The organism is Mangrovimonas aestuarii, assembly GCF_028767185.1.
Classification (GTDB): Bacteria; Bacteroidota; Bacteroidia; order Flavobacteriales; family Flavobacteriaceae; genus Mangrovimonas_B; species Mangrovimonas_B aestuarii.
On the sequence record NZ_JARACK010000012.1, the window covers coordinates 1 to 21,501 of the forward strand.

Consider the following 21,501-nt stretch of genomic DNA (forward strand, 5'->3'; position numbering starts at 1 on the left):
ATCTCCAAGTGAAACTACAACTTACACTGTGACAGGTACTAGTGGATCTGCTACTGATACAGATCAGGTAGTTGTGAACATAAACGCATTGCCAGAGGTAAACGCTGGAAACGATGTGACCATTACATCAGGTGATAACGTAACCCTTACCGCAACTGGTAACGGAACGTTTGAATGGAGCAACGGTGAAACCGGAGCATCAATCACTGTATCGCCATCGGCTACAACAACCTACACAGTAACAGCTTCAAACAACAGCTGTACTGCAGAGGACACTGTAACGGTAACTGTTAATGAACCTACGGCACCTGCAATTGAAGTTAGTGCAGGACCTGATGTAACTATTTGTGAAGGAAACAGTGTTACACTTACAGCTACAGGAGCAGATTCATATGAGTGGAGTAACGGAGAGACAGGAGCGAGCATTACAGTATCACCATTTGAAACAATAACATATACTGTAACAGGAACTAGTGGAGAAGCTACAGGATCAGATCAAGTAGTGGTAACTGTAAACCCTTTACCTGAAGTAAACGCTGGTAACGATATAACAATCACTGAAGGGCAAAGTATAACCCTTACAGCTACTGGTATTGGAAACTTTGAATGGAATAATGGTGAAACCGGAGCATCGATTACTGTATCACCAATGGTAACTACAACTTATACTGTAACAGCTACTAACAATAGTTGTTCAACAACTGATATGGTAACTGTAACTGTTGTAGCTGCTGTACCTCCAGTAGAAGCTTATGCAGGTGAGGATGTAGATCTTTGTAAAGGTGAAAGCATTACGCTTACAGCTACCGGTGGAACAGAGTATTTATGGAGTACTGGGGAAACATCCCAAAGTATTATTGTATCACCTAATAGTACAACTACTTATACTGTGACAGTTTCTGACGGAATTACTTCAGATACAGATGATGTAAAAGTGTTTGTTAGCAACTGTAACTCTCTTGGAGGTGGAGGTGATACTAACTTTAAAAATGATCCTTTCGGAATTAAAGTTTATCCAAACCCAACTTATGATGTGGTAAACCTTCAAGTAACAGGTGCAAAAGCAGGAGCGACAGTACAGTTGTTCGATATGAAAGGAACTCTTTTAATGAATACGACATTAAGTGATGTTAATGAAAATGGTGAAACTTTAAATACATTCAACTTATCACAATATCCAAAAGGTTTTTATTTATTGACTGTTACCCAGGACGGGGCACAGGAAACCAAGAAGATTATACTTAAATAGTGATTCTGTTTGTTGATAATAGAACAATTATTTGATCCCCAAGCGCCCGATTTACATCGGGCGCTTTTTATATATATAAAATAATTATCAACTGTTTAATAAAGTGCTCTTTTCTTATACTCCTCATAATAAGTGTTTGTATTTCAAATAGCCAAAACATCAACATATCTCAATTCTATGCTATTACCGGAGAAAGAGTCCCTATCTTTGCAAAAAATCATTAGATGTCAAAATCATTTTCCCAATTGGGGATTATTGCTCCGCTGCAACAAGGTCTTTCCGATTTACAGATAAGCACACCAACAGAAATTCAAGAGAAAACTATCCCTGTAATTTTAAACCAACAGGATGATCTTGTAGGTTTGGCGAAAACCGGTTCAGGTAAAACTGCTGCCTTTGGGTTGCCGCTATTACAATTAATTAATACTGAATTACCCCATATTCAAGCTGTAATAGTAGCCCCTACAAGGGAACTTGGACAACAGATATATAATAATTTAATTGCTTTTGCAGCCCATCATCAAAAGATATCCATGGCCGCAATCTGTGGAGGCATCCCTATAAAACCACAAATAGAACGTCTTACTCAGGACACACACATAGTAGTAGCTACACCAGGGCGTTTAATTGATTTGATAAACCGAAAGGCTATTTCCATTAACCAAGCACAATATTTTGTTATGGATGAGGCAGATGAAATGATAAGTGTCCTAAAAGACGGTTTGGATAAAATTGTAGCCGAACTTCCTAAAAAGAGAAGGACATTCATGTTTACAGCTACAATGCCCGGAACCATAAAGCAATTGATACAAAACTATATGTCCAAGCATGTTGTGCAGCTGTCTGTCGATATGAAAACGTTGGGACATCAGGGCATAGACCATCAATATGTTGTGGTTAATCCTATCGAGAAACTAGAGGTGCTTATGCATTTTCTAAGTGCTAGAGAGGGGCAGCGTGGTATTATTTTCTGCAAAACTAAAGCGGCCGTGAATAAACTGGCAAAAAATCTGGCCATCAATAAGTTTTCCTCAGGTGCACTCCATGGAAGTTTAACACAAGGGATTCGCAATCGAATTATGGGACAATTTAGGGAAGGACATATTAATATTCTTGTAGCCACAGATTTAGCCGCAAGAGGAATAGATGTTAAGGATGTTGCTTATGTGGTTAATTACCATCTTCCCGATGTTTACGAAGTCTATGTGCATCGAAGTGGGCGTACAGCAAGAGCTGGAAGTAAAGGGTTGTCATTAACGGTAATACAAAATGATGAACTGGAGGATCTTGCTGATTTTGAAAACGTTTTAGGTATTGATTTCAAAATGCTTAAAAAAGCTACTCCACAAAGTATTGAGGAGAACAATGCATTATTATGGGCTAAGAGAATATTTAAGACTAAGCCTAATCATGAGGTTGATAAAGCGTTTAAATCTAAAATCCATACCGTTTTCCATCATCTAACTAAAGATGAATTAGTCGAGAAATTACTAGCTAATTATCTAGCACAGCAATCTGCTATGAATGTGATAGCCCTAGATAAGTCTAAATCAAAAAAGAAAAAAAAGTAATCCCTTATTTATATATAATATAACTATGGCAAGCGTTATAAAAAACCAACAGGAGGTTCTTAACAAATTAGGGATTCCTAAATTGAATCCTATGCAGGAAGAAGCTCTTGCAGCAATTGGCTTCAATACGAATACTGTAATCCTTTCACCAACGGGGACGGGAAAGACCCTAGCTTTTTTAATGCCCTTATTGGAACTTTTAGATCCTGGTATTGAGGGAATTCAAGCTCTTGTCCTAGTGCCGTCTCGTGAATTGGCAATACAAATAGAACAAGTGGCCCGCGATATGGGTTCAGGATACAAAATAAACGCTGTTTATGGGGGAAGGGATATTTACAAAGATAGAACCGATTTAAAACATCCACCGGCTATTTTAATAGGAACGCCTGGACGAATTGCAGACCATTTTAGGCAAGAGCGTTTATCTACAGATAATATTGAAACCTTGGTTTTGGATGAGTTTGATAAAGCTCTTGAAACTGGTTTCGAAAAGGAAATGAAAGAGATTATCAAAGCTTGCTCCAATATTACAACACGTATCCTTACGTCTGCAACCCAAGGGGTGAGTATTCCAAATTTTGTACAGGCAGAGCAAGCAATTACTATCGATTATCTCAACTCAGGAGTTTCAAAGCTTGTCATTAAGTCGGTTGTATCTCCGACAAGGGATAAACAGCATACACTTATTAAGTTGTTGAATTATATAGGTGATAAACCTGGTATAATATTTTGCAACCTTAAGGATAGTATTCAAGTAGTGAGTGATTTTCTAAAGGAACAGAATGTTGAACATGAATGTTTCTATGGAGGAATGGAGCAGCGCGATCGTGAGCGTAGCCTGATTAAATTCAGGAACGGGAGCTGCCAACTTATAGTGGCTACAGACCTAGCTGCACGTGGATTGGACATTCCAGAACTACAGTTTATAATCCATTATGAGTTGCCTTTTAAAAAGGAAGAATTCATTCATAGAAATGGACGTACAGCACGTGTTCATGCTGAAGGAACTGCCTATGTATTAAAATGGGCTGAAAAGCCATTGCCTCATTTTATTGAGGAAGCTCCAGAAATTACTCCTACACAAGGCGGAAAGCGTCAAGCTCCTTATTGGAAAACCCTTTTAATTTCAGGAGGTCGACAGGATAAAATATCAAAAGGTGATGTTGCTGGCTTATTCTTTAAACAAGGTAATCTTGGTAAAGAAGAGCTCGGTGTTATCGAATTAAAACAAGATTGTACCTTTGTAGCCGTGCCGGCAATAAAAGCAGTAGCATTGACAGGACAATTGAACAATACCAGGCTAAAGAAAAAGAAGGTCAGAATTACCCTCGTTTAGGTTGGGTATATCTAAAGAATAATAAACAAAGAATATAACTATGTCTACTTTCGACGATTTTAAGATTTCAAATCAACTCCGTTATGCCATTGATGATTTAGGGTTCGAAAAACCAACTCCAATTCAGGAAAAGGCATTTCCTGTAATCCAATCGGGAAGGGACGTTGTTGGAATAGCTCAAACCGGTACGGGAAAGACATTTGCCTATATGTTGCCGATACTACAAGGTCTAAAATTTTCCAAGCAAGTTACACCAAGGATTTTGGTAATGGTGCCTACACGTGAATTGGTGCTACAGGTTGTTGAGGAAATAGAAAAGTTCTCAAAGTATATTAATGTTCGCGTTATAGGTGTATATGGTGGCGTTAATATAAATACCCACAAAGCGGAAGTAGCTCAGGGAGCAGATATTATTGTAGCTACACCTGGTCGTTTATACGATTTGGTATTAAGTCGAGCCTTACTCTTAAGAGATATTAAAAAACTGGTTATTGATGAAGTAGATGTCATGCTTGATTTGGGCTTTAGGTTTCAGTTAACCAATATTTTTGATCTGCTACCGGAAAAACGTCAAAATATTATGTTTTCTGCAACAATGACCGACGATATTGCAGACCTTATTCAGGATTTCTTTAGAGGAACCGAACAGATTTCAGTTGCATTAAGCGGTACGCCGTTGGACAATATTAGCCAGCATAGTTATGCGGTCCCTAATTTTTACACCAAGGTAAACCTCTTGACTAATCTTTTAAGAGATAAGGAAACCTTTAGAAAGGTATTGGTGTTTGTTTCCAATAAAAAGAGTGCAGATCGTTTATTTGAAGCTTTAAGCGAAACTTATAACGACGAACTTTGTGTAATACACTCAAATAAAACCCAGAATTACAGAATCCGCTCAATTAATCAGTTTGACGAAGGCATCAACCGAATTTTGGTTACTACCGATGTTATGGCTCGTGGATTGGATCTTGATAAAATATCCCACGTAGTGAATTTTGATACGCCTTCCTTTCCTGAAAATTATATGCACCGTATTGGTAGAACTGGTCGGGCAGAAGAGGAGGGAACAGCTCTTTTGTTTCATACTGAAAAAGAGTTGGAAGCCAAAGAAGCCATAGAAAACCTTATGCAGTTGCAAATTCCTATGGAAGAAATGCCAGAAGAGGTTGAAATCTCCAAACAGCTTACTTCAGAAGAACGTCCAAAGGTGACAGAACCAAACAATCCGTTAAAACCTTCAGAAGAATATGTTCCTGGACCTAGTTTTCACGAAAAGAAGGAAAAAAACAAAAAGACCAATCAAGGCGGGTCTTACAAGCGTAAGATTAAAGAGAAATATAAAAAGCCTAAAACAAGGGGAGATAAAAACTATAATAAGCGTAATAAACGAAAATAATTAGCCTTATTTTTGAATCAAAATATATTATTTTACTAACTTATACCCACATTAAATTTTTAAATGGCAAAATCGCAGCAGACATACAACAAGATTGAAAAAGAGAAAAAACGTTTAAAAAAACGTGAAGAGAAGAAAAAGAAAATGGAAGCTCGTAAGCTAGAGGCTAAGGAAAATGGAAAAAATGGAATTGAGTTCGCTTATGTAGATCAATTTGGAAATTTAACTGACACTCCTCCTGATCCTTCAGAAAAAATTGAAGTAGACATTGAAGATATTGAAATTAGTGTTCCGAAATCAGTAAAAAGTGATAATGACACTTTTGATCCTGTAAGAAGAGGAACTGTAGCATTTTTCAATACCTCAAAAGGTTTTGGTTTTATCGTTGATTCAGAAGACCAAGAGAAATACTTTACCCACGTGAGTGGCCTTATTGATGAAATTACCGAAAATGATAAGGTAACTTTTGAATTGGAAAAGGGTATGAAGGGAATGAATGCTGTTAAGGTTACCTTGGATAAGTAACCCCTTATCATGCTTATATAATACTTTGATTAATTAAACGCGATTCCGCGTTTTTTTTATATGATTTATTTGAAAATTCGCTTTACCGTAGCGATACTATCACAATTTTCAACAGTTAACTTCACTGTTTCCTCCTTGATAGATCCTTCTATTAGGTAAATGCCACAAGGTTCTTTTCTGGTATTACTTTCAGAAAAATTTATATCACCAGTTCTTAAAGCTTCCCTAAGCTGAACTGTATCTATGGATTTATTTTGAATTAAAATTTTAATTGAATCACTATACATCATTGTTTTGGTAAGTATATTCTTCTTTACACGAGATTCAGGTCCATAGCTACAGGACACTTTTTTACCTGTTAAAAAAAAGAATAAAACCACTAGCCCTATGGAGAAGCCTCCTAGGTAATATCCAACGCGTTGTAATAAAGTCATTTAGAAGATAAGTAAATTAATATCACTGTGTTTAAGGTCGAACCATTCACCAACTGCTTTGTTGGTTAAAATTCCGTGATAAAAATACAACCCATTTTTTAAACCTTTGTCAAATCGAACAGAATTTTCCAAACCACCATCCTCGGCAATTTGTAGCAGATAAGGGGTAAATATATTACTTATAGAAATAGAAGCCGACCTAGAGTACCTTGCAGGAATATTGGGTACACAATAATGGATAACCCCATGTTTGATAAATGTTGGGGTTTTGTGTGTAGTAACTTCACTGGTTTCAAAACATCCACCCATATCAATACTCACATCAATTATTACCGCACCAGGTTTCATTCCTTCAACCATTTCCTCAGTCACTAAAATAGGGGCGCGGTCTTTACCACGTACAGCAGCTATAGCAACATCGCAACGTTTTAAAGCTTTAGTTAATATTTTAGGCTGTAGAGTAGATGTAAATATGGTTCGCCCTAAATGAGTTTGTATGGTACGTAGTTTAGTGATTGAATTATCAAAAACCTTAACATTGGCACCTAATCCTAAAGCACTTCGTGCGGCAAACTCCCCAACAGCACCAGCACCTATAATAACGACCTCAATAGGTGGCACACCACTTATGTTGCCAAGCATTAATCCATTACCTTCATTTACGTTTGACAATAATTCCGAAGCGATTAAAACCGAGGCCGTACCTGCTATTTCACTAAGCGATCGTACAGCAGGGTAGGTCCCATCATCGTCTCTGATAAACTCAAAAGCCAAGGCAGTAATACGCTTAGCAGCTAAAGCTTCAAAATATTTTTTGGATTGAGTTTTTAACTGAAGGGCAGATATTAAAATAGTCTGGGGATTAATCATTTCTATTTGCTCCAAAGTAGGTGGTTCTACCTTGAGAATCATAGGGCATGAATACACTTTCTCTGTATCCTTTGTGATTTCCGCACCTGCTTCACTATAATCGGTATCTGTAAAATTAGCTCCCTTACCAGCATCCGACTCAATTAATACCTTATGGCCATTGCTAATTAAAGCAGAAACAGCATCTGGAGTAAGGCATACTCGTCGCTCCTGAAAAGCGGTTTCTTTAGGGATACCTATATATAAGTTTCCTTTACGTTTTAAAATCTCCAGTGTTTCCTCTTGAGGAAGTAATTCCTCTTTGGTGAATGGTGACTGTGAAAATGCCATGAACGAATTAATTAATCATAAGTAGTAATCTACGAATTTAGTTTAATTATTTAACATTTTTCAATATAAAATAGCATAATACCGTATCTATTGGGGCTTTCTTCAACCTTGCTATAGATACAGTCTTACATTTCAAACTGCATTAAACTGCTTCCAGTATTTCGTAACGTTCAAAAAGTTGAATGTTATCCATTAGATGTTGCTTAACAATATGCATCATCCTCTTATTAAGAGCTGAGGAGTTTTTGATGTAATTATTGTATTCCTCAACTGTAAACATACCTATAACCATTCCTTTGAGGGAGTTTCTAAACTTCATATCCTTATGAACGGCATTTTCAATGTAATCAATACGTTTATCCAACGTAAGATCATAAAATACACTTTTGTGTTTGTGGATATAATTCCTAAACACAGCAATAAACAAATCCCCTTGCAGTTTAACCACAGGTCTAATGGTTAGGGATTGAAAGCGCTCGTCATGACTCATGTTGTCATGAATGGTAATCGACTCAATTTCAGGTCTAATTTGCTTGAGATACTGTTGTCTTGTATTCATGATTAATGGTGTTTACTTAAAGTTACTTATAATCATTATCTATATCGTTATGTAATAATTAACTTGTTAACCGCTTTATCAACATTGATAAAACTTTATATTTAACTCAAAAATTAAGCTTATGAAATTTGGAAGTGTTCCTAATCCAGAGGAAATAAATTTTAGTCTTCCTCAAGATCATCTAGACACGCTATCGGTTTTAAATAAATTCAAACAAATTGGCCAGTCTTCTGATGTTTATGTTGGCTGCGCCAAATGGAACCGTGCCGATTTAAAAGGGTTTTACCCTAGAGGTACTAAAGACGAATTGGTATATTATTCCTCTCAGTTTAATGCAGTAGAACTTAATGCTACGTTTTACAGAATATTCCCTGCGGAGCAATTTGCCAAATGGAAAGAAAAAACGGAAGAAGGATTTAAGTTTTTTCCAAAGTTATATCAGGAAATCAGTCACTGGAAACGATTGAATGATGTACAGTCAATAGTTGAGAATTATCTCTACAACGCTTCTAATCTAAAGGATAAACTTGGTACAATATTTTTACAAATGCACAACAACTTTAGTCCCAAGGATTTTGATAGAGTTGTCAATTTTGTAGAACAATGGCCCAAAGAAGTACCGCTTGCTATTGAGTTTCGCCACACCGATTGGTACAACGACCCAACAGTAGCTACTCAACTTTATATGTTACTGGAAGAAAATAATATCAGTAATGTCATTGTCGATACTGCTGGCAGACGGGATTTAATGCATATGCGATTGACCAACGGAACTGCTTTTATACGTTATGTGGGATCCAATCACCAAAGTGATTACACACGTTTGGATGAATGGGTAGGTCGTCTAAAAAAATGGCAAGATCAAGGGGTACGAGAAATAGACTTTTTTATACATCAAAATCTTGAAAAGGAGTCTCCATTGCTGTCGGCACATTTTATTAAAAAACTTAATGCCTCGCTTGGTTGTAATTTAACCATTCCCAACAATCCTAACAATTATTATTCACAAAAAATCTTATTATAATGCGATTTCACACAAGAAAGTGGGTAAAACCCGAAGACCTAAATCCAAATGGCACCTTATTTGGCGGGAGACTTTTAGCTTGGATAGACGAAGAAGCGGCTCTTTATTCTATCATACAGTTAGAAAACCCGAAAGTAGTAACCAAGTTCATGTCTGAAATCAATTTTATGAGCTCAGCAAAAGCTGGTGATATAGTTGAAATTGGTATTGATGTAGTTCATTTTGGTAAAAGCTCGATAACCTTAGCTTGCGAAGTACGTAATAAAATGACCCTAGAAACTATAATTACAGTCGATAAGATAATAATGGTTAATCTTGATAAAAATGGTAAGTCGAAGCCTCATGGTAAAACAGAAATTGAGTTTGTTAAAAATCGCTTAGAAAAGTAAATTTCAATTCGTTTTACAACTGATTGAATTACAGCAAAATATTACATTTTATTTTGTAACTTGTAGAGCACTAACCTATTAATCAATATTAAATATGAAGTCAATATGTTATTTACTCATTGTTTGTCTAGTGTTTTCTTGCTCTTCAAGTAAATCAACTACCACCGGAATCCCCGGTAAAAAAACACTAAAAGGAACGTGGCAGGTCACCAATATTCGCTTTGTTGGTGATAAGGGATTGTACAAAGCATTTTTATTCGACGCAGCCGATTCAGCTTGCTTTAATGGCAGTGAATGGGTGTTTATTCCAAACAACGGCTCAGGTAAGTTTACAACTGCAGCTTCCACATCGCAATGTAGTGCAGATTCTTATAGAATCCATTGGTCGTTTTATGACGAAACTGAAGGAGTTACCCAATTTCAGTTTAAATATGTTGATGATAAGAACAAACCAACTGATGCAGGTAATAGGGGATATAGAGCAACTATTGATAAGTTGGATGAATCTTCTATGGAAATGCGAGTGCCAACCACTTATGAAGGGAATCCATTTGATGTGGTAATGACTTTTAGCAAAACTTCTGACGATATATCATTATAAAAATTTAATTCTCATGAAAAAATTAATAAGTATAAGTTTGGCATTGGCATTGGTAGCCTCAATTTCGGGATGCGATGCCATCAAGAATGCAAACAAAACTCAAAAAGGAGCAGGATTAGGTGCTGCCGGTGGTGCTCTTGTTGGAGGGCTAATAGGAGGTAACATTAAAGGTGCTTTAATAGGAGCCGCAATTGGAGGAGCTGCTGGTGGTATAATAGGTAACCAAATGGATAAACAGGCCGATAAAATTGAGGAAGCAATCCCTGGAGCAGAAGTAGATCGAGTAGGGGAAGGTATTCAAGTCTATTTTGATGAGAAGAGTGGTGTAACCTTTGCTACCAACAAAGCTACACTTACTGATCAGGCCAAGCAAAATCTAGATGCTGTAGCAGATGTTTTCAATGAATTTCCAGATACTAATCTTATGGTTGAAGGGCATACTGACGATACTGGAGCTGAAGATTATAATATGAAACTGTCAAAACAGAGAGCTCAATCGGTTGTAGATTATTTGATTTCCAAAGGGGTCTCATCAGGTCGTTTTACAGTTCAAGCTTTTGGAGAAACCAAACCTCGCTTTGATAATTCTACAGATGAGGGACGCTCTAAAAATAGACGGGTAGAAATAGGCATTTCAGCCAACGAAGAAATGATAGAAGATGCTAAAGCACAAGCAAATTAGTTAATACAAATTTATGACTTTTCAAAAACCGAACTTTAAAGTTCGGTTTTTGTTTTATTTTAGGTTAATGAGTATTAACTTTTTCTTGATTTACAAAAATTGTTGTTATTTCGATTAGTCACAAAACACTCTGTTTTAACTTGTATAAATTATACCATAACTGCCTAAGTATTTTTTACCATGAAACATAAAAAAATTAGTTTGTGCTTGTTCTTCTTGGAAAAAATCATCCCCTTATCAGCTGATTTTAAATCATTTTTTCACGATAGAATACAACACACAATTTATAAAAAAGGGGAACTGCTAAACAAAAGTGGCGAAATATGTGACAAATTGTACTTTGTTAAAAAGGGAATGATACGTGGGTATCATGTCATAGAAGGTAAAGAAATAACAACTTGGCTAAGCACAGATGGTGAGTTTGTTACATCAATTACTGGCTTTTTTAAGAATGAAACAGCTAAAGAAAATATACAAATCATTGAGGATACTGCTTTAGAATACTTATCATACGATGATCTTTTAAATGCTTTGGAAATCTTCCCTGAAATGAATAAAATATACACATCACTTTTAATAGAATATTATATTCATGCTGAGAACAGAACATTAATGTCTCGTATTCCTTCAGCTAAAGGTAGATTTAATCACTTCTTGGAAAATGGCAATAAATTTCTTCTTAATAGAGCCCCTCATAAATACTTAGCATCAATGTTGAATATACGGCCAGAAACTTTTAGTAGAATGCTGAGAGAATTAACAGTTGTGCAATAATTTTTTAATTGTTTTGAAATCGTATAGGACGACTCATACAGTTGACAAACACCAATAAAGCAGCGGTTATTCTGTCAATTTATACATTTCACATAACTAAAATTATATTTTAGCTTTATTGTATTAGTTTTTTTAATACTTCTTTGAGGTAAAATCTTTTTACCCAATACTAAAATCATATTACTAATTATGTCATATTTAATCATATATGCTGTTGCTTTATTCGTAGTAATATTCGGACTAGGTATCGGTATAGGATATCATTTGGGGCGCTATAAAAACCAAAACACTTTTTATAGCAAAAGAGTGAAATGCATAAGCAATAATTGATAATTAAGTAATATTATTTTTTAGCAATATTTACCAAAACCCGATTGTTACAATCGCTGAAAAAATAATTAATGAGATTATTTTTGGTCAACTTTATAAGGTTTAAAGTTATTCTGATGACTATTTATAGAGTTTAATAGTTCAAAAAGACAATCGCTGAGAATTGCGTATTTGAAAATTTTCTTGACTAAGTCCCGAATACTTAATTTTGTAATGAACCTGCAAAATCAATACAATTAAATTCTAAATGCCTTTTTGTGTGTAGTAGTTTCAAATTGGCTTTGAAAACGGAAGTTTACTAAAACATAAAACGTTCTATAATTTACATTATGTAAAATAGAATATTATAAAATCAATTCACCCTTAATTAGTTTTCATATCTTGTGAAATAATTAAGACGGATCGATATACTCCCCTTGTTTGGCTTGATTAGGAATTTGTTCTGGCATCGTTCCAAAAACATAATCCCATAATGGTGATGACACCCCAAAAGCTTTGTTTGGATCACGGTAATGATGAATGGCATGATGATGCCATAAAATTTTCAGAAAGTTATTGGGAACCTTAAAGATATGCACTGAATAATGTACCGACAAATACAATGTATATCCCATTAAAAAACCGGCCAAGAATCCAAAAACATAATCGCCCATAATGGCACGATAAAGAATAAAGAAAAAAGTAGATAAAATCAGGGCAATTACTGGAGGCATAGCCAAACGTTTTTTGTCCTTGGGGTAATCGTGGTGAACCCCATGTACCTTATAACTGAACTTTTCAGGATTGTGATCGTAATCTGGACCTAAATGGTACAAAAATCTGTGCATTAAATATTCAACCAGCGTAAAAACAAACATCCCAGCAAAAAACAAACCTATCATTATAGGTGTAGTGAACCCTTTTTCTATGATTCCATAGTAAATAAGACAACATGATATAATGGTGAAAAGACTTAATGGAATGGCGATGTGTGTTTTGGTGAGTTGTTCTAAAAAAGGATTTTTAAAAACTATTCCTGAGCCTTTGTGGTGTGGCCTCATACGCTTTTTAGTTGTCATATAAAATCTGATTTTAGCTAATTAAATGTACAAAAAAATATGGTTGTACGCTTGACATCTTCAGATTTTTCTTATGTATTGACATACAGATTATAATATATTTTCTTATTAAGAAAATGCGTAACTTTATTAGAGAAACCAATTAATTCATCGCCTTATGAGACCTCAATTAGAACAGTTGTCCCTTATCTTGCAGATGAACCAACGCCTTTTTCTAAACACCTTGGCAAACATTACAGACGAACAGTTTAGCTATCGGATTACTGAACATAACAATTCTATTGAATGGATTGCTACCCATACGGTTTGGGCCCGGTTTAACATGCTTGTGTTCTTAGGAAAACCATGGCCTAACCCTTATCAGGGTCTTTTTGAAGGTTTTAAATCCATTAAATCAGGAAAATCGTATTCTAACCTAGACGAGGTAACCGAAAATTGGAAGCGCGCCTCTGCCCTTTTATGGGACGCATTGGAACAAGCCAGTGATGAGCATTTACAGGATGAAGCTCCTATTCCTAACCCTATTGGCGATAACAGTAATTTGGGAACCTTGGCATTTTTGGTTCAACATGAAAGTTATGATATTGGCCAGTTGGGATTTTTAAAAAAATACTTCACAAAAGAAGCTATGGCGTATTAAAATATTGCTGAAAATCAGAAAACGTTTGAGCAATAACGTTCCACTGAAATAAAACATCCAAAGCATCTCCCCTCAAAATGAATACTATCACTCTAATTTTTCAATACATTAATTACTGCTCTTTAACTAATTTTTCATTTTTTCGGCACCATCTTTAATTTCTGGAGTAATTGGATTGCCGTTTACATCCAACTCAACAATGGCATCAAAATTCAATTCTTTTAGCTTGTCCATAACCTTGGCTTTGTCACCCACAACGAACCAATCCATTGCATCAGGTTTAATAACTTTTTTGCTGACATCCCTGACACTAGAAACCGATAAATCCCTGACCATACCATCGTACTCTTGATAATAATTATCTGGCAAATCGTATCGTACCAGATTATAAACAGAACTATTCACAGAAGTATTGGTTTCCCACTGTCCAGGCATTTGTAAAATCTGGTTGGTTTTTACTTTTTCTACTTCAGCTTCAGTAGCTGGTTTGCTGGAAATAAATTCTGAAACCTCTCTTTTGATTTCCATTATCGATTCGGCAGTTTTATCGGTTTGTACTGGTGCATAAACTATAAAAGGGCGAACGCTTTTGGCGTTTAAAACCAAGCCTCCAGCACCATAAGACCAATGTTTATCCTCTCTAAGGTTCATATTAATGCGAGAAGTAAAACTACCACCAAGAATATTAACCATTTGTTCTACAGCTACTTCGGACATCTCACCATATTTAGTAGTTAAATTACCTGCAATAATGACAGATTGTTGCGATTCAGGGCGATCGATAAAATACAGTGTGTTCTTACCTCCTGTCTTAGGTCTGTTAAACGCTACCTTAGGAACCGATTGTTCCTTCCAATTATCAAAAGTTTTTTCAAGCATTGGTTTTAAGGTTTTCATATCGATATCTCCTGTAACAAGAAGCGTAACGTTATTTGGTCTCACCCATGTTTTGTAAAAATTAACAACATCCGAACGTTTTAATTCTTTAACACTATGTTCGTAACCAGAACCTGTATAAGGGTTGCTATACGGATGGTCTTCACCATACATGTACTTGGTCATTACACGAAGTACCATAGTAATAGGTTGAGACTTTTCTCTTTTTATAGTATTCAGTTGTTCTGCTTTTAGTCTATCAAACTCTTTTTGTGGGAATTCTGGGTTGGTTACTACATCTGCAAACAAATCCAGGCTTTCTCCAAAACTCTGTTTTAAAGTATTCATTGTAATACTTGAATAATCCATATCAGAGCCAGTACTCAAGTTTGCTCCCAAAAACTGTAGTTTTTCATTTATCTGAAGACTATTTAACTCTCTTGTACCTTCATCCATCAAGTCCATCGCCAATTTAGCTGTACCAGGTTTTGACAAATGATCTGACTTATATCCAGCGTCTATCATCATGTCCAGAACCATAGTAGGAACATCACTGCGTTGAGTTAATATCACTTCAAGCCCGTTGGAAAGTGTTGCTCGCTGAAGTGTTGGAAATTTAGATTCTTTGGTTGGTCCCAATACCGGAAGTTTAGAACGGTCTACAGTAGATTGAGTTGTAGTATATTCGGGAAACGGAGAGCATACTAAAGTGTGTTTTCCTTTGGTCAACCATTTTTTTGCAGTTGCTTTAATATCGCTAGGTGTAGCATTTTCAAGGTATTCCAGTTTAGTTTTATAATAAGAAGCATCACCAAAATAAGTTTGGTTCGAAGCTAATATGTCCGATACTCCACCAAAGCCCCCAATCCGCTCCATACCTTTAATGAAATTAGATAAGTAATATGCTTTGACCCTATTTAGTTCATGCTCAGAAGGGCCATGTGTCATTAACTGTGTTAATGCATCATTAATTATTCTAGTTATTTCTTCTTTGTTTTTCTCATTCTTGAAGTTTACTTTAATTATAAAATTACTGGCAATTTCCCTAGAATATTGAAAGGCATTAACTGAATTTGCCAATTGAGTGTCATATATCAATTTTTTGTAAAGAACAGAGTTTTTTCCATTAGCTAAAATACCAGCAATCAAATCAAAATAAAGGTCTTCTTTATCTCCAAATTGTGGCGTATTCCAAGCCATTACCATTCTTGTTTCTGGCACACGATCTTGATACTCTTGATATGTATCCGTTAAACGTTCTGGAATATTGATTTCCTGACGTTCTATAGTTGGTCCAGACGGAATATCCCCAAAATATTTGAGCACTTTATTATAAGCTTCATCAGGTGTAATATCACCTGCAATAGCAACTACGGCATTAGCTGCTCCGTAATATTTTTTAAACCATTCATGTACGTCTTCTAAAGATGCTGCGTTAAGGTCCTCCATTTCACCAATTACCGTCCAAGAATATGGATGTCCTGAAGGAAACATTGCCTTGGTTAAATAGTTGTTTTCCTGACCGTAAGGTTGGTTTTCCCCTTGTCGCTTTTCATTTTGTACCACGCCACGTTGTTCATCAAGTAATTCCTGGGTTATGGCACCTATCATATGCCCCATTCGATCAGATTCCAGAAACAATACTTGATCTAAAGCTGAAACAGGTACATTTTGAAAATAGTTGGTCCTGTCAGAATTTGTGGTTCCATTAACATCAGTCCCTCCTATTCTTTCGATTGCCTGAAAATAATCGTCATTGAAGTTTTCACTGCCGTTAAACATTAAATGTTCGAATAAGTGTGCAAAACCACTTTTTCCGGGTTTTTCATTTTTTGAACCTACATGATACCAAACATTAACCGCTACAATCGGAGCTTTATGATCTTCATAAACTAACAGCTGTAATCCATTGGGAAGTTTGTATTGTTTGTAATCTATATTAATTTGATCTGAAGAGAATTGAAGTGTTTGTGAATAAGTGGTCAAGTGAAACATAAGGGTGCAAATTAATGCGAGCAGAAATTTTTTCATGACAAACGGATATGAAGTTAGTTATCGATTAATAGTCCCTCTAAAATACAAAAAGAGATTAACATTCTCACAATCAATGAAATGCAATTATTACAAATTATCCCAAATAATAAAATTAAACCAACTTATTTGTTTGAATTTCCCCAAGGAACGATGAAATAAACATGAAAAAACAATTTTATAACACGTTGATTATCAAGAATTAAAATGTTAAAAAAACGTTAAATATAATCTTAAATAAAACTTAAAGCATCTAATTCAACCTTATCAGCGTAGATAATAGTAAACAAATCTAATTTTAACTATGAAGAAAATTTCAATTGCCCTACTTAGTTTAGCTTTAATGAGTTCATGTGTATCTAAAAAGAAATATATGGCGTTAGAGCAAGAAAATGGAGAAATTAGAAGCGAGCTTGCCAAAACTACCTTAGAGAAGGAAGATTTGGAAACCAAGTTTGCCATTATTGAAGAGCGTGTTAATTCTTATAACGATAAGATTAACAGTCTTACCGAAGAAAACAATGCTCAAATGGTTAGCGTAGAAGGTGTAGCCGTTATTTCTAACGACACGAAAGCTAAAATGCGCGAAACCCTAAAAAATGTAGATCCTGCTAAATTGAGTCAAGCCAAAACTTTAAAAGACTCTATGGATCTTGCAGTTGCTTACAACCTTGAAAAATCTATTGACACAAGCACTTTGGAAGAAGATGAGGATATCTCTATCAATATCAATGAGACTGTAGTGATGATTTCTATTTCGGACAAAATGTTGTTCAATAGCGGAAGCTATAGAGTAAGCAATAAAGCTGACCACATTTTACAGAAACTTGCCGATGTTATCAATTCTGAGCCAAGCATCGAGGTTATGGTTGAAGGTCACACTGATTCAAAAAGTATTCAAACCGATAAAGTTCGAGATAACTGGGACTTGAGCGTGTTGCGTGCAACATCTGTAGTTCGTAAGCTTCAAGACCAATACAATGTAGATCCATCTAAATTAATCGCTTCAGGAAGAAGTTTCCACAAACCATTAGTGGAAAACGACTCTAGGGAGAATAGAGCTAAAAATAGAAGAACGAGAATTATTATTCTTCCAAACTTAGATAAGTTCTTCGCATTAATGGACAACAACAACGGTTAGTTAATTAGTCCAAATTTTCATATCCATATTACTCTGAATTCCCTCGAGAAAGAGGCTGCTGAACAGGCAGTCTCTTTTATTTTTTTAGGACTATCCGTTAAGTCCTCCTTTAAGGTTTAACAACTCAATATTTAACAGTTTTTCTAGCCTATTAATTGCTAAAACACTCCGTTTTCCTGATTGACAATACACAACAACATCTCTTTCTGTTGGAATTTCATGAAATCTTGCTTCAATTTTATCTATAGGTATGTGTAGCCCCCCAATATGATGATTATTTCTCTCTTTAAGAGTCCTCACATCCAAAAGATTGTATTGGTCTTTGTTTTCATTTAGCTCCTGAAGAGTAATTTCTTTGACTAAAACTTCACAATTTATGTCATATTGATTCTTAAGCTCTTGAATATGTCGTTCTTCAGTAGCACGATATTTAATGCAACTAAAACTCGTCTTAAGTGCATCGAACAATAATAATTTCCCTGTTAACAGTTCTCCTATTCCACAAATTAATTTAATGACCTCATTAGCTTGTAAACTACCGATAACTGCTGGCAACATCCCTAAAACACCAATTTCTGAACAATTTGGAATATTATCCACTTTTGGAGGGTTAGGATATAAACAGCGGTAGGTTGGTCCGCTCTCGAAATTATAAACACTTACTTGCCCAGTGAACTTAAAAATGGAACCGAAAACAACAGGTTTACAAGTTAACACCGCGGCATCGTTTACTAGGTATCGCGTAGCGAAATTATCGCTGCCATCCACTATTATATCGTAGTCGCCAAATAAACTTAAAGCATTAGTTGAAGTAAGAGGTTCAATGTACTGTGAAAACTGTATGTTTGGGTTGTTTTTTTTAAGACGACAAGCTGCTATTTGAGCTTTCGGTTTACCTATATCTTCATATGTGTAAAGTACTTGTCGCTGTAAGTTTGAAATAGCAATAACATCTGGATCGATAATGCCAATAGTACCAACTCCGGCGGCAGTTAAATATTGAAGTGTTGGGCACCCCAATCCGCCTGCACCAACAACCAACACTTTTGCAGATTTGAGCTTTTTTTGTCCTTCCTCGCCTATCTCATCCAGTGAAATATGTCGCGCATAAAACTCTTGTTCTTGTTTTGTCAGTGTCATAGTCCTGTATTTTGCCATTGCGGTTCCCAGTCTTTCCAAACAACGTCTTTGCCTTTATTTCGTAGCATAGTTGCTATAGATTCTGTACTTCGTTCGTCACATATTTCAAACTGCTCTAAAGATTGAGGCTCTACTGTATACCCTCCCGGATTGGTTTTGGATTCTGCACTTATGGACGTAATGCCTAAATCCACAATATGATCACGGAATATTTCACTTTCCCTTGTAGATATTGATAGTTCAACATCTTCATCTAGCAACCTGAAAGCACAAATAAGCTGTAACAAATCGGAGTCTGTCATTTCAACTTTGGGCTCTATTCCGTCACTATGCGGTCTTAATCGTGGAAATGAGATAGAAAATCGCGATTTCCAAAATTGTTTCTTTAAATACTGTAAATGCAAAGCCGTAAAAAAGCTGTCGACATGCCAATCTTCCAATCCAAATAAGGCTCCTAACCCTATTTTATGAATTCCGGCTCTCCCCAGTCGTTCAGGTGTTTCCAATCGATACTCAAAATTGGATTTCTTACCCTTAGGGTGATGAATTTTATATGTGTCTTTATGATAGGTTTCCTGATATACCAAGACGGCATAAAGTCCTGCATTTATGAGCCGCTCGTAATCTTTCTGTTCCAATGGTTGAACTTCAATGCTTATGTTGGCAACTTTATCCTTTATCAGTCTGATTGCGTTTTCAAGATATTCTACACCAACTGTACGATTGGCTTCACCTGTAACCAACAAAATATGGTTGTATCCTTTGGATTTTAAATAGTTAACCTCTTTAAGGATTTCGGCATCCGTAAGTGTTCTACGGGGAATTTTGTTGGTAAAACTAAAGCCGCAATACGAACAGATGTTTTGACATTCATTACTGAGATACATAGGCGCATACATTTGAATAGTATTTCCAAACCGCTTTTGTGTAAGTACCTGACTCTTTCGCGCCATAACTTCCAAAAAAGGCTTAGCTGCAGGTGAAATAAGCGCCTTAAAGTCTTCAATATCTCGATTGGTCTTTCCTAATGCAATTTTAACATCTGCTTGGGTTTTAGTCAAAATGCTATTCAGAGTTGCACCCCAGTCATAATCTCCTAAAACTTCTGAAAACGTCTTCATCATTATAAGTTTAAGAAAGCGGTTAAAGGACTACTAGCTTCAGCTTTATCACTGACAGCAGCCAATTTTGCATTATAGGCCATCCTACCAGCTTCTACCCCTTGTTTAAATGCCTTTGCCATAAGTACCGGGTTGTTAGAAACCGCTATTGCAGTATTGACCAAAACAGCATCGGCACCCAGTTCCATAGCGTATGCAGCATGCGATGGACTACCAATTCCGGCGTCGACTATCACAGGCACATTACTTTGATCGATTATAATTTGAAGGAACTCCAATGTTTTCAATCCTTTGTTACTTCCAATCGGCGCGCCCAAAGGCATAACGCATTGAACTCCCACTTCCTCCAAACGTTTACATAATACAGGGTCGGCGTGAATGTATGGCATCACCACAAACCCCTGATTTACTAGCTCTTCAGCTGCATTGAGGGTTTCAATAGGATCAGGCAGTAAATAATTAGGGTCTGGATGGATTTCTAATTTAATCCAATTGGTTTGGAGAGCTTCTCTTGCCAGCTGCGCTGCAAAAACGGCTTCTTCAGAAGTACGAACCCCAGAAGTATTTGGCAATAAATTAATATTGGAATGATTTAAGTGAGATAACATAGAATCTTCTTCATTCTCAACATCTACTCGCTTTAAAGCAACCGTAACCAATTCACTTTCTGAAGCCAATATAGCTTCTTCCATAAGGTTTGAACTGCTAAATTTACCAGTTCCCGTAAATAATCGAGAATGAAATGTTTTGTCTGCTATCTGAAGTGTATCATTAATCATAATAATTTGTTTATTGGTTTAGTTCCTTTTTAGAGCATCCTTGAATGAGTTTGATCAATTCTTCATCGGAAGTGTTTGTAAGCATTCCTGAAGCGGCAACACCTGTTATTCCGGTTTCGTATATAGGAGTGATATCGGTTTCCAAAATTCCTCCAATGGCAAACACTGGGATATGAATGTTTCTCTCTTTGAGTTTAGTTAGAATATTATTGTAGCCTTCCAGCCCTAAAATGGGACTTAATAATTTTTTCGTAGTTGTAAATCGATATGGCCCCAAACCAATGTAATCGACACCTTGTTTGTGGAGTTCCAAGCAATCTTCGAGTGTATTTGCTGTCCCTCCTATTATTTTATACGGACCTAATATTTCTTTAGCCAATCCTGGATATGTATCATTTTTACCTAAATGAACACCATCAGCATCAACAGTTTTAGCAACGTCAACACTATCATTGATAATCAATAATGTCTTGTATCTAGAACACATGGTTTTTGCCCGCTGAGCGGTATCGATTAGAACTTTATCGTCTATATTTTTTAGTCGGAGTTGTACTTGTCTGCAACCAGCTTGACATACCCGTTCAATATTAGCTAAATGTTCTTCTGGCGTTTGTCCTTGTGATATATAATAGAGTTTTATCATAG

21 protein-coding genes are annotated in these 21,501 nt (G+C 36.0%); 12 read left to right on the forward strand and 9 right to left on the reverse strand.

From position 1 onward, the window contains the following. The 5 genes from PWU04_RS12905 to PWU04_RS12925 form a co-directional block, all read left to right on the forward strand. Positions 1-1,249 (forward strand): T9SS type A sorting domain-containing protein (locus tag PWU04_RS12905; RefSeq protein WP_274476536.1); only part of this gene is annotated, 1,249 nt, incomplete at its 5' end. Positions 1,250-1,473: 224 nt separating this feature from the next. After that, positions 1,474-2,820 carry a DEAD/DEAH box helicase gene (locus PWU04_RS12910; protein WP_274476537.1) on the forward strand — a complete coding sequence of 449 codons (1,347 nt, stop codon included), beginning with the start codon at positions 1,474-1,476 and terminating at the stop codon, positions 2,818-2,820. A 25-nt stretch (positions 2,821-2,845) separates the two neighbouring features. Continuing rightward, positions 2,846-4,156 carry a DEAD/DEAH box helicase gene (locus PWU04_RS12915; protein WP_274476538.1) on the forward strand — a complete coding sequence of 437 codons (1,311 nt, stop codon included), beginning with the start codon at positions 2,846-2,848 and terminating at the stop codon, positions 4,154-4,156. A 40-nt stretch (positions 4,157-4,196) separates the two neighbouring features. Next, the gene (locus PWU04_RS12920; protein ID WP_274476539.1) at positions 4,197-5,552 is read left to right on the forward strand and encodes a DEAD/DEAH box helicase; all 1,356 of its coding nucleotides are present in this window, start codon (positions 4,197-4,199) and stop codon (positions 5,550-5,552) included. A gap of 63 nt (positions 5,553-5,615) precedes the next feature. After that, positions 5,616-6,077: a cold-shock protein gene (locus PWU04_RS12925; RefSeq protein WP_274476540.1), complete on the forward strand. Its 462-nt coding sequence runs from the start codon at positions 5,616-5,618 to the stop codon at positions 6,075-6,077. 65 nt (positions 6,078-6,142) lie between these two features. On the opposite strand, the gene PWU04_RS12930 is transcribed toward PWU04_RS12925, so the two are convergent. From PWU04_RS12930 to PWU04_RS12940, 3 genes are all read right to left on the reverse strand, one after another. Continuing rightward, positions 6,143-6,511 (reverse strand): hypothetical protein, encoded by a 369-nt coding sequence (locus PWU04_RS12930; protein WP_274476541.1) that lies wholly within the window; start codon positions 6,509-6,511, stop codon positions 6,143-6,145. Continuing rightward, complete coding sequence (locus PWU04_RS12935) at positions 6,512-7,711, reverse strand: alanine dehydrogenase (protein ID WP_274476542.1); 1,200 nt, start codon at positions 7,709-7,711, stop codon at positions 6,512-6,514. A gap of 142 nt (positions 7,712-7,853) precedes the next feature. Further along, positions 7,854-8,270 carry a glyoxalase gene (locus PWU04_RS12940; protein WP_274476543.1) on the reverse strand — a complete coding sequence of 139 codons (417 nt, stop codon included), beginning with the start codon at positions 8,268-8,270 and terminating at the stop codon, positions 7,854-7,856. A 121-nt stretch (positions 8,271-8,391) separates the two neighbouring features. Here PWU04_RS12940 and PWU04_RS12945 point away from each other — a divergent pair, with 121 nt between their 5' ends. The 5 genes from PWU04_RS12945 (at position 8,392) to PWU04_RS12965 (ending at position 11,740) form a co-directional block, all read left to right on the forward strand. Next, entirely contained in the window at positions 8,392-9,294 is a 903-nt protein-coding gene (locus tag PWU04_RS12945; RefSeq protein WP_274476544.1) for a DUF72 domain-containing protein, read from the forward strand. Further along, positions 9,294-9,683, forward strand: a complete 390-nt coding sequence (locus tag PWU04_RS12950; protein WP_274476545.1) for an acyl-CoA thioesterase — start codon at positions 9,294-9,296, stop codon at positions 9,681-9,683. Before PWU04_RS12945 ends, PWU04_RS12950 begins: the two co-directional genes overlap by 1 nt. 94 nt (positions 9,684-9,777) lie before the next feature. Beyond that, positions 9,778-10,284, forward strand: coding sequence for a lipocalin family protein (locus PWU04_RS12955; protein ID WP_274476546.1), 507 nt, complete (start codon positions 9,778-9,780; stop codon positions 10,282-10,284). A gap of 13 nt (positions 10,285-10,297) precedes the next feature. Further along, entirely contained in the window at positions 10,298-10,966 is a 669-nt protein-coding gene (locus tag PWU04_RS12960) for an OmpA family protein (protein ID WP_274476547.1), read from the forward strand. A gap of 180 nt (positions 10,967-11,146) precedes the next feature. Next, positions 11,147-11,740: a Crp/Fnr family transcriptional regulator gene (locus PWU04_RS12965; protein WP_274476548.1), complete on the forward strand. Its 594-nt coding sequence runs from the start codon at positions 11,147-11,149 to the stop codon at positions 11,738-11,740. 722 nt (positions 11,741-12,462) lie between these two features. Here PWU04_RS12965 and PWU04_RS12970 read toward each other — a convergent pair. Beyond that, on the reverse strand, positions 12,463-13,128 hold the full coding sequence (locus PWU04_RS12970) for a sterol desaturase family protein (RefSeq protein ID WP_274476549.1): 666 nt from the start codon (positions 13,126-13,128) through the stop codon (positions 12,463-12,465). 157 nt (positions 13,129-13,285) lie between these two features. On the opposite strand from PWU04_RS12970, the gene PWU04_RS12975 reads away from it, so the two are divergent. Then, positions 13,286-13,768 (forward strand): DinB family protein, encoded by a 483-nt coding sequence (locus PWU04_RS12975; RefSeq protein WP_274476550.1) that lies wholly within the window; start codon positions 13,286-13,288, stop codon positions 13,766-13,768. A 126-nt stretch (positions 13,769-13,894) separates the two neighbouring features. Here the strand turns inward: PWU04_RS12975 and PWU04_RS12980 are convergent, their stop codons facing one another. Then, entirely contained in the window at positions 13,895-16,675 is a 2,781-nt protein-coding gene (locus PWU04_RS12980) for a M16 family metallopeptidase (RefSeq protein WP_274476551.1), read from the reverse strand. 304 nt (positions 16,676-16,979) lie between these two features. Here PWU04_RS12980 and PWU04_RS12985 point away from each other — a divergent pair, with 304 nt between their 5' ends. Further along, positions 16,980-17,816: an OmpA family protein gene (locus PWU04_RS12985; protein WP_274476552.1), complete on the forward strand. Its 837-nt coding sequence runs from the start codon at positions 16,980-16,982 to the stop codon at positions 17,814-17,816. Between the two features lie 90 nt (positions 17,817-17,906). Here the strand turns inward: PWU04_RS12985 and PWU04_RS12990 are convergent, their stop codons facing one another. From PWU04_RS12990 to PWU04_RS13005, 4 genes are read right to left on the reverse strand one after another with little or no spacing between them, the layout of a single operon-like run. After that, positions 17,907-18,956 (reverse strand): HesA/MoeB/ThiF family protein, encoded by a 1,050-nt coding sequence (locus PWU04_RS12990; RefSeq protein ID WP_274476553.1) that lies wholly within the window; start codon positions 18,954-18,956, stop codon positions 17,907-17,909. Continuing rightward, positions 18,953-20,077, reverse strand: a complete 1,125-nt coding sequence (gene thiH / locus PWU04_RS12995; RefSeq protein WP_274476554.1) for a 2-iminoacetate synthase ThiH — start codon at positions 20,075-20,077, stop codon at positions 18,953-18,955. The genes PWU04_RS12990 and thiH overlap by 4 nt, the downstream gene beginning before the upstream one ends. Before the next feature lie 2 nt (positions 20,078-20,079). Further along, positions 20,080-20,853: a thiazole synthase gene (locus PWU04_RS13000; protein WP_274476595.1), complete on the reverse strand. Its 774-nt coding sequence runs from the start codon at positions 20,851-20,853 to the stop codon at positions 20,080-20,082. Between the two features lie 13 nt (positions 20,854-20,866). Continuing rightward, a complete protein-coding gene (locus PWU04_RS13005; RefSeq protein ID WP_274476556.1) occupies positions 20,867-21,499 on the reverse strand; it encodes a thiamine phosphate synthase in 633 nt (210 codons plus the stop codon). Positions 21,500-21,501 lie beyond the last annotated feature (2 nt).

Coding starts and splice junctions, on each gene's coding strand:
- PWU04_RS12970 (WP_274476549.1), bottom strand. CDS start 13,128: ATGACAACTAAAAAGCGTATGAGGCCACACCACAAAGGCTCAGGAATA.
- PWU04_RS12945 (WP_274476544.1), top strand. CDS start 8,392: ATGAAATTTGGAAGTGTTCCTAATCCAGAGGAAATAAATTTTAGTCTT.
- thiH (WP_274476554.1), bottom strand. CDS start 20,077: ATGAAGACGTTTTCAGAAGTTTTAGGAGATTATGACTGGGGTGCAACT.
- PWU04_RS12960 (WP_274476547.1), top strand. CDS start 10,298: ATGAAAAAATTAATAAGTATAAGTTTGGCATTGGCATTGGTAGCCTCA.
- PWU04_RS12990 (WP_274476553.1), bottom strand. CDS start 18,956: ATGACACTGACAAAACAAGAACAAGAGTTTTATGCGCGACATATTTCA.
- PWU04_RS12950 (WP_274476545.1), top strand. CDS start 9,294: ATGCGATTTCACACAAGAAAGTGGGTAAAACCCGAAGACCTAAATCCA.
- PWU04_RS12955 (WP_274476546.1), top strand. CDS start 9,778: ATGAAGTCAATATGTTATTTACTCATTGTTTGTCTAGTGTTTTCTTGC.
- PWU04_RS13005 (WP_274476556.1), bottom strand. CDS start 21,499: ATGATAAAACTCTATTATATATCACAAGGACAAACGCCAGAAGAACAT.
- PWU04_RS12985 (WP_274476552.1), top strand. CDS start 16,980: ATGAAGAAAATTTCAATTGCCCTACTTAGTTTAGCTTTAATGAGTTCA.
- PWU04_RS12910 (WP_274476537.1), top strand. CDS start 1,474: ATGTCAAAATCATTTTCCCAATTGGGGATTATTGCTCCGCTGCAACAA.
- PWU04_RS12915 (WP_274476538.1), top strand. CDS start 2,846: ATGGCAAGCGTTATAAAAAACCAACAGGAGGTTCTTAACAAATTAGGG.
- PWU04_RS12935 (WP_274476542.1), bottom strand. CDS start 7,711: ATGGCATTTTCACAGTCACCATTCACCAAAGAGGAATTACTTCCTCAA.
- PWU04_RS12920 (WP_274476539.1), top strand. CDS start 4,197: ATGTCTACTTTCGACGATTTTAAGATTTCAAATCAACTCCGTTATGCC.
- PWU04_RS12925 (WP_274476540.1), top strand. CDS start 5,616: ATGGCAAAATCGCAGCAGACATACAACAAGATTGAAAAAGAGAAAAAA.
- PWU04_RS12965 (WP_274476548.1), top strand. CDS start 11,147: ATGAAACATAAAAAAATTAGTTTGTGCTTGTTCTTCTTGGAAAAAATC.
- PWU04_RS12975 (WP_274476550.1), top strand. CDS start 13,286: ATGAGACCTCAATTAGAACAGTTGTCCCTTATCTTGCAGATGAACCAA.
- PWU04_RS12940 (WP_274476543.1), bottom strand. CDS start 8,270: ATGAATACAAGACAACAGTATCTCAAGCAAATTAGACCTGAAATTGAG.
- PWU04_RS12980 (WP_274476551.1), bottom strand. CDS start 16,675: ATGAAAAAATTTCTGCTCGCATTAATTTGCACCCTTATGTTTCACTTG.
- PWU04_RS12930 (WP_274476541.1), bottom strand. CDS start 6,511: ATGACTTTATTACAACGCGTTGGATATTACCTAGGAGGCTTCTCCATA.